Source organism: Mesorhizobium sp. M0437, assembly GCF_040321335.1.
GTDB lineage: Bacteria > Pseudomonadota > Alphaproteobacteria > Rhizobiales > Rhizobiaceae > Mesorhizobium.
The window spans coordinates 20,992-27,549 of record NZ_JAMYRK010000074.1 but is presented as its reverse complement, the minus strand read 5'-3'; the positions used below and the strand labels follow the sequence as shown (position 1 = coordinate 27,549).

Below are 6,558 nucleotides of genomic sequence, written 5' to 3'. Positions count from 1 at the left end.
TGAGGGAGGGCGGCTACCCTCTCTCAGCGTTCCTTTCTGACCCATTCGGCAGCGAAAGTCATAAGACAAGCAATTCCAGGAAAAGTGTGAAACGGTTTCCGTCCGGAATGCGTCAAAACAAAGAGCTAGAGCGGTTCGCCGTTTCCGTGAAACGGTGAACCGCTCTAGAGATCCGTCAGGAATTTCGCGAACGTCATCGAACCTTCGGGCCAGGGGCCGAAGCCGGAATCCGCGTTGAGATGACCGGCATCGCCGGCGTCGATGAACAGCGAGCCCCACGCCGCGGCAATGTCCTCGGCGACGCCGAAGGCGCAGAACGGGTCGTTGCGGCTTGCGATCACCACCGACGGAAATGGCAGCGGGTCACGCGGGTAGGGGCCGAAGGTCATCAGGTGCCTCGGCTTTATCTCAGGGTTGGCGACATCGGGCGGCGCCACGAAGAAAGCGCCGGCGACCGGTCGCTCGAACCGAGGCAATGCCTGGATGACCGCGGCGACGCCAAGCGAGTGAGCGACAATGACGACCGGCCGCTCGGCCTCGTTAACGGCCTTGGCGACACCGGCCGTCCAATCCTCGCGCACCGGCTTCGACCATTCCGTCTGTTCGACGCGGCGCGCTGTCGATAGTTTCGACTGCCAGCGGCTCTGCCAATGATCGGGGCCGGAATTGGTGTAGCCCGGCACGATGAGAATATCTGCTTCCCTGACTTTCATGGCGCGCATGTAGCGAGAGGCGCTGTCGGGTGCAACCGGGTATGAACTCAACAGCGACACGCAAACGGCCTCTCATCAGCCCGGTTCTGCTCGCTATTGTGAACACCATGTTCGCTTCTTGCGCTCTTGTGTGAACGATCGCGATCGACGATCTGTCGCTGAGAAAGAATGGCTGTTCCGAGATTTTGGCACGGACACGGCGTAGAATGATTGATGGCGCCGGGTTCCTTCGTTGGAAGCTTGTCGAGCGCCGGCTGAACGGAGCACTTTGATGAGCGAACTGCCTTTTGCCGCGACGACCCCGGTCAGCGTTGCCCGTGTCGGCTTGCGGGCGCGCGATGCAGAAAATCTCGCTGCCTACTATCGCAAAGTCGTCGGTTTGCAGGAACTGACCCGCTCCGGCGGCACGATTACGCTCGGCGCAGTCAATCGCCCTTTGCTCGACATCGAAGCGGATCCGGCTGCGAAACCCGATGACCCGCGCAGCGCCGGTCTTTTCCACACCGCCTTCCTGCTACCCGGCCGGGCCGATCTCGGCCGCTGGATCAATCACGCCATCGCCGGTAAGATCGGCATCGAGGGCGCATCCGACCATCTGGTCAGCGAGGCTCTTTATCTGACTGATCCGGAAGGCAACGGCATCGAGATCTATGCCGACCGCCGCCCCCAGGATTGGAAATGGAATGGCGACAAGATCGCGATGGCGACGGAGCGGCTGAACATTCCGTCGGTCATTGCCGAAGTGCCGGCCGGTGACGCCGGCTGGCAGGGCGCGCCGGAAAACAGCATTATCGGCCACGTCCATTTGCGGGTCGGCAGGCCGGAAGAAGCCGAAGCATGGTGGCATCAGGAGTTCGGTTTCGAAACAGTGGCAAAGTACGGTGGCGCGGCGGTGTTCCTGTCGTCCGGCGGCTATCATCACCACATTGGCGCAAATGCGTGGCAGAGCGCGGGCGCCGGTCGCCGCGATCCCGCCCGCTCCGGCTTGGCCTGGGTCGAGATGCGTTCGGACAATGCCGCAAGCGAGACAACCCGCGAGGATCCGTGGGGCACGGTGATAAGGACGGTTCCCGGTAAGGCGTAGGCTAGAGGTTCGCCTTCTCAAGCAGGCGTCCAAGCATCAGCAGGCCCGCTGGCCATAAGCCGAGGCGGGCCTCGTTTCCCATATGGCCAAGATCGCCGGCATCGGCGATGTCCGCACCCCAGGCTCCGGCAAAGGCGGTCGCCTTGTCGAAGGTGACGCGTGGGTCGCTGCGGCTCGCCACCACCAATGTCGGGAAGGGCAGGCGCTTCAGCGGCATCGGCGCGAACGGGCGCACCGCGTCGAATGAAGGATCGGTATCCTCGACATTGGTCGCGGCGACCAGGAATGCCGCCGCGACCTTGTCGAGTTGGCTTTGACTGGCGCCGGCAGCCCACTTCACCGCCGTCGCCACCGCCAGCGAATGCGCAAGCAGCACGACGCGGCGCGGTGCGGCGGCCACCGCGGCATCCACCTGGCCGATCCAGTCTTCAGGCTTTGGCCGGTCCCACTCGGCCTGCAGCACGCGGCTCGAATTGGGGAACACCCGGCACCAATGCGACATCCAATGATCCGGCCCGGAATTGCCGCGCCCGGGCAGGGCGAGGAAATCGAAATCTCCGGCCGACGAAATCATCAGGCTTCTCCAAACACTCGGCTAAAGATCGTATCGACGTGCTTGGTATGATAGCCCAAGTCGAATTTCTCGCGGATCTCGGCCTCGGGCAAGGCTGCGACAACGTCCTTGTCGGCCAAAAGTTCCTCAAGAAAATCAGCGCCTTGCTCCCACACCTTCATGGCGTTGCGCTGCACCAGCCGGTAGGCGTCCTCGCGCGAAACACCGGCTTGCGTCAGCGCCAGCAGCACGCGCTGCGAATGCACAAGGCCACGGAATTTGTTCATGTTCTTCAGCATGTTGTCGGGGTAGACGAGCAGTTTGTCGACAACGCTGGTCAGGCGTGAGAGCGCGAAATCGAGCGTCACCGTCGCGTCGGGCCCGATCATGCGCTCGACCGAGGAATGCGAGATGTCGCGTTCGTGCCAGAGCGCCACATTCTCCATTGCCGGCAATGCGAAGGAGCGCACCATGCGGGCAAGGCCGGTGAGGTTCTCGGTCAGCACCGGGTTGCGCTTGTGCGGCATCGCCGACGAGCCCTTCTGGCCGGGTGAAAAGTACTCTTCTGCTTCGAGTACCTCGGTGCGCTGCAGATGGCGCACCTCGATCGCCAGCCGCTCGATCGACGAGGCGATGACGCCGAGCGTGGCGAAGAACATCGCATGGCGGTCGCGCGGAATCACCTGCGTCGACACCGGCTCGGGCTTCAGTCCGAGTTTCTTGGCCACATATTCTTCGACATAGGGGTCGATATTGGCGAAGGTGCCGACCGCACCCGAGATGGCGCAGGTGGCGATGTCCTCGCGTGCGTGCACCAGCCGCTCGCGGCAACGCGAGAATTCGGCATAGGCCTGCGCCAGCTTGACGCCGAAGGTGGTCGGCTCGGCATGGATGCCGTGGCTGCGGCCGATGGTGATGGTGTCCTTGTGCTCGAAGGCGCGGCGCTTGAGCGCCGCAAGCAGCCCGTCAATGTCGGCCAGCAGGATGTCGCTGGCGCGGGTGAGCTGCACGGCAAAACAGGTGTCGAGAACGTCGGAGGATGTCATGCCCTGGTGGATGAAGCGGGCATCCGGCCCGACGAATTCAGCAAGATGGGTGAGAAAGGCGATGACGTCATGCTTGGTGACGCGCTCGATCTCGGCGATGGCGTCGACGTCGAACTTCGCCGCTCCGCCTTTCTCCCAGATGGTCTTGGCGGCCTCCTTCGGGATGACGCCGAGCTCGGCCAATGCGTCGCAGGCGTAGGCCTCGATCTCGAACCAGATACGGAACCGGGTTTCGGGTGACCAGATGGCCACCATTTCCGGCCGGGAGTAGCGAGGGATCATCAGTCGGTCCTGACTTGTGAGAGCATTTGCCCGCGTCCTAACAGAGGCAGGCAAAATGCTCAACGTTGCTGGCGCGCAAACCAGACACTGGCGACAGCGAGTGCAACGAAACCGAGCGGAAAATACAGCCGGATGCCGAGGACGACGAACTGATAGAGTGCCGCCAACATCGTGAACACGAACTGGAAAATCCAGGTGATGGTGAACGCAGGCGCATGCCATTGGACATAGTAGGAGCGGTATTGCAGCCCAAAGAGGCCGCCGGTGACGGCGATCGTCGCTGCGAGAAGGCAAACGAAGGCGGCAGCGAGGGCGATCTCCCAGTGGCGTCCGAGCGAGACGAGCCGCGCCAGGAGAAGCCCAATCGGGAAAGCCAGCGCACCGCCGGCAGCATAAAGCAGCGAGACGAAGCGGATCTTTGCCGGGGTCTCCCAATCGTACTGCAGCAGATTGAGCAGCGCGCTGGCGCCCATCGCTGCCGCCCACAGCAAGGCACCGGCAAATGCGGTGCGCAGCGACGGCAGAGCACGGCGGAGACGGCGCAGAGCGCGATAGCGCATGGCGGGGAACGTCACAGGCGACCGGTTACCGCGATCCAGCGATAGTCCGGCCCTTCGAAGCCGTATTGGCGCACCGCGATCAGCACGGCATAGGCGCTGAGGCTATCCAGCGAAAATGTCTGAACCGCGCCGATCTGGTAGCCATTCGGACAGCCTCTGCTTTGCGGGATCGATTTGTCCTCGTGAATGATCCTCGTCTGGCCGCCATCCTTCGCCTCGATGCGCAGCAGGCGAAAGCCGTTGATCTCGCCCTGGCTCTGGCAGCGTTCGGTGTCATTCATGCCGATCTGGTCGAGCCGGAACTCGAGCGGATCGTCGACCGGCGAGAAGATCGGGCGCGGATTGACCACCATGCGGAAGGGATCGGCAGAAAGCTCGGTCACCGGGTTGAAGCCGGCGGTGATGCCGCGATTTGCCGTGAGTTCCGCCTGACTGACGATCGCTTCGCCCCTTTGCCGGGCCTGCAGCCGCGCTGCGGCCACCGTGGCATTCTCGTCGTCGAGCCGGACACGTATCGGCGAGCCCTTCAGGAAACTGTCGTCGGCCGTGTCGATATAATAGCGTGTCGCATAGGGAAATCCCGATCCGTCCTGGACGCCGTATTCCTCGAAGGCAAAGACCCCGCCATCACTGCTGAAGCCGAGGATCTCAAGCTCGGCGACATCGCCTGCGAAGGCGGCGGCCAAAGTTGCAAGCGGGGCAAGCAGGCAGACTGCAAACAGGGCAAGATTTCGCATGGGGCTTTCCATTCCGACGGTCGACGCCCTCAAATTCCTATCACGATGCCGTCAAAAGATCGTGCTGACTGAAACACAAAGTCGATGCATCCAATCCGGCCGTCGTTTGTTATTGTCGGCAACTTCACCGCATCGTGCCTTCCGAAAATCAGGATCGATTTTCGGAAGGCGCGATGCATTGATTCAAAAATGTTTAGAGCGTCCTTTGCGCGTTCAAAGGGACGCGCGGCGCTCTAAGGGAGACCCCCAATGATTGATGCAGCCAAGATTCGCGAACGTATGGAAGTGATCGGCGCCGACGGCGTCCATGTCGGTACCGTCGACAAGGTTGACGGAGATCGCATAAAGCTGACCAAGCGCGACAGCGGCGAGGGCGCTCACAGGGGCCATCACCACTTCATTCCTCTCAGCCTTGTCGCCGAGGTCGAGGGCCAGAAGGTGCGGCTGTCGGCAAACTCGGATGTTGCGGTCACGTTCGAGGAAGAAAAATCCGAACCCACCTGATCATAATCCAGTCTGACTACGGCTCACCCGAATGAGCGTTGCGCGTTCAGCGCGACGACCAGACCGGGAACAGATCGCCCTCGGCCGGCGTCGCGGCAAAGACGCCGCGGCTGATGGCGCGTGCCATCGTGGCGCCGGCCGCGGCGTAGAGATCGATTGCATCGTTGAGCCCGAGCTCGATGCCGCTCTTGCCCGTTGCCAGCGCGAAGACCAGATCGCCGTCTGCGGGCGTGTGTGTCGGCCAAATGGCACGGACAAAGCCGTCATGCGCCGATATCGCCAGACGTTTGGCGTCGGCCTTCGTGAGTACCGCATCGGTGGCGATCACGGCGATGGTCGTGTTGGCGCCGGTTTCCGCCTGTTCTGCCGCATGCTTGTCACGGAACTTCAGCAGGACCTTTCTGGCATCGTCAGGCATCGGGTGGGGATAGCCTAACCCGCCGAACTCGTCGCCGATCTCGAACGGCGCCGCCCAGAAATGGCGGGTCCCTGCGACCGTCACCGAGCCGGTCGGGTTGACGGCGGCGAGCGCGCCGATGGTGACGCCGCTGTCCAGCACTGTCGAGGCCGAGCCGAGCCCGCCCTTCAGGCCGGAACTCAAAGCCCCGCTACCTGCGCCGGCAGTGCCGAGCGCAAAGTCTATCGCAGCGGCTTGCGCGGCTTCGTAGCCAAGGTCACGGTAAGGCGGATACCGGCCCCAATCCTTGTCGCCGCCATTGCGCAGGTCGAACAGGATCGCCGCCGGCACGATCGGCACGCGAAAGCCGCCGACCTCGACGCCGATGCCCCTTTCACGCAGTGCCGCCTGCACCCCCGACGCGGCGTCGAGGCCAAAAGCAGACCCGCCCGAAAGCACCACGGCATGGATGGCGTGGATCGAATTGTGCGGCTCGAGCAGGTCGGTTTCGCGGGTGCCCGGCGCACCGCCCAGGATTTGCACGCCGGCCACGGCCGGTTCGTCGCAGATGACGGTGGTCACACCGGATTTCAGCTTGGCATTCGCCGCATTGCCGACACGCAGGCCGGCGACGTCGGTGATGAGATTGCGCGGACCCGTATGGAACATCCCTGTGCTGGAC

The 6,558-nt window shown here is 62.9% G+C and carries 8 protein-coding genes; 2 read left to right on the top strand and 6 right to left on the bottom strand.

Annotated features, from left to right (window positions below; genetic code table 11):
• Positions 1-164 precede the first annotated feature (164 nt).
• A complete protein-coding gene (locus NKI72_RS29580) occupies positions 165-713 on the bottom strand; it encodes an RBBP9/YdeN family alpha/beta hydrolase (RefSeq protein ID WP_352474656.1) in 549 nt (182 codons plus the stop codon).
• Positions 714-984: 271 nt separating this feature from the next.
• Here NKI72_RS29580 and NKI72_RS29575 point away from each other — a divergent pair, with 271 nt between their 5' ends.
• Positions 985-1,797, top strand: coding sequence for a VOC family protein (locus NKI72_RS29575; protein WP_352836798.1), 813 nt, complete (start codon positions 985-987; stop codon positions 1,795-1,797).
• Between the two features lies 1 nt (position 1,798).
• Here the strand turns inward: NKI72_RS29575 and NKI72_RS29570 are convergent, their stop codons facing one another.
• Genes NKI72_RS29570 through NKI72_RS29555 form a run of 4 tightly spaced genes read right to left on the bottom strand, consistent with a single transcriptional unit; the run spans position 1,799 to position 4,975 of the window.
• Positions 1,799-2,371, bottom strand: coding sequence for an RBBP9/YdeN family alpha/beta hydrolase (locus NKI72_RS29570; RefSeq protein WP_352836801.1), 573 nt, complete (start codon positions 2,369-2,371; stop codon positions 1,799-1,801).
• The gene (gene purB / locus NKI72_RS29565) at positions 2,371-3,678 is read right to left on the bottom strand and encodes an adenylosuccinate lyase (protein WP_352836804.1); all 1,308 of its coding nucleotides are present in this window, start codon (positions 3,676-3,678) and stop codon (positions 2,371-2,373) included. The genes NKI72_RS29570 and purB overlap by 1 nt, the downstream gene beginning before the upstream one ends.
• 59 nt (positions 3,679-3,737) lie before the next feature.
• Positions 3,738-4,238 (bottom strand): hypothetical protein, encoded by a 501-nt coding sequence (locus NKI72_RS29560; RefSeq protein ID WP_352851571.1) that lies wholly within the window; start codon positions 4,236-4,238, stop codon positions 3,738-3,740.
• 11 nt (positions 4,239-4,249) lie between these two features.
• Positions 4,250-4,975 (bottom strand): DUF2259 domain-containing protein, encoded by a 726-nt coding sequence (locus NKI72_RS29555; RefSeq protein WP_352501595.1) that lies wholly within the window; start codon positions 4,973-4,975, stop codon positions 4,250-4,252.
• A 249-nt stretch (positions 4,976-5,224) separates the two neighbouring features.
• Here NKI72_RS29555 and NKI72_RS29550 point away from each other — a divergent pair, with 249 nt between their 5' ends.
• Positions 5,225-5,479 (top strand): DUF2171 domain-containing protein, encoded by a 255-nt coding sequence (locus NKI72_RS29550; RefSeq protein ID WP_352474015.1) that lies wholly within the window; start codon positions 5,225-5,227, stop codon positions 5,477-5,479.
• 46 nt (positions 5,480-5,525) lie between these two features.
• On the opposite strand, the gene NKI72_RS29545 is transcribed toward NKI72_RS29550, so the two are convergent.
• A complete protein-coding gene (locus tag NKI72_RS29545) occupies positions 5,526-6,545 on the bottom strand; it encodes a P1 family peptidase (protein WP_352836844.1) in 1,020 nt (339 codons plus the stop codon).
• Positions 6,546-6,558: the final 13 nt, after the last annotated feature.

Bases quoted from the DNA above. Each gene is read 5' to 3' on its own strand.
- NKI72_RS29580 (WP_352474656.1), bottom strand. From the start codon at position 713: ATGAAAGTCAGGGAAGCAGATATTCTCATCGTGCCGGGCTACACCAAT.
- NKI72_RS29575 (WP_352836798.1), top strand. From the start codon at position 985: ATGAGCGAACTGCCTTTTGCCGCGACGACCCCGGTCAGCGTTGCCCGT.
- NKI72_RS29570 (WP_352836801.1), bottom strand. From the start codon at position 2,371: ATGATTTCGTCGGCCGGAGATTTCGATTTCCTCGCCCTGCCCGGGCGC.
- purB (WP_352836804.1), bottom strand. From the start codon at position 3,678: ATGATCCCTCGCTACTCCCGGCCGGAAATGGTGGCCATCTGGTCACCC.
- NKI72_RS29560 (WP_352851571.1), bottom strand. From the start codon at position 4,238: ATGCGCTATCGCGCTCTGCGCCGTCTCCGCCGTGCTCTGCCGTCGCTG.
- NKI72_RS29555 (WP_352501595.1), bottom strand. From the start codon at position 4,975: ATGCGAAATCTTGCCCTGTTTGCAGTCTGCCTGCTTGCCCCGCTTGCA.
- NKI72_RS29550 (WP_352474015.1), top strand. From the start codon at position 5,225: ATGATTGATGCAGCCAAGATTCGCGAACGTATGGAAGTGATCGGCGCC.
- NKI72_RS29545 (WP_352836844.1), bottom strand. From the start codon at position 6,545: ATGTTCCATACGGGTCCGCGCAATCTCATCACCGACGTCGCCGGCCTG.